The sequence below is a fragment of the Shewanella sp. S1-49-MNA-CIBAN-0167 genome, from assembly GCF_040310145.1.
Lineage (GTDB): Bacteria > Pseudomonadota > Gammaproteobacteria > Enterobacterales > Shewanellaceae > Shewanella > Shewanella psychromarinicola.
Genome location: NZ_JBEOPO010000334.1, coordinates 1 through 263 on the forward strand (window position 1 = coordinate 1; position 263 = coordinate 263).

1 protein-coding gene is annotated in these 263 nt (G+C 41.4%); it reads left to right on the forward strand.

All coding sequences use genetic code 11. The features are described 5' to 3' along the window. Positions 1–263: DUF1538 family protein (locus AAEZ00_RS21530; protein WP_351089979.1), on the forward strand; the 263-nt coding region annotated here is incomplete at both ends.

The window sequence follows — 263 nt, forward strand, 5'->3', positions numbered from 1 at the left end:
GTTTTTTTGAAATATTTGTGCTTCATCAAGCGCCTGCACAACTTGGATCTATTCTTGTGGGTGTGGTGTTTATTGTATTGGGACTGACCTTTTTTGTATTTGGTTTGGAAATGGGTTTATTTCCGATTGGCGAATCACTGGCTGAAGCATTAGCACGAAAAGGCAGTGTATTTTGGTTAGTTATTTTCTCATTCTCGTTAGGTTTTGGCACCACATTAGCAGAACCTGCTCTTACGGCTGTTGCAAACGAAGCAGCGCAGGTT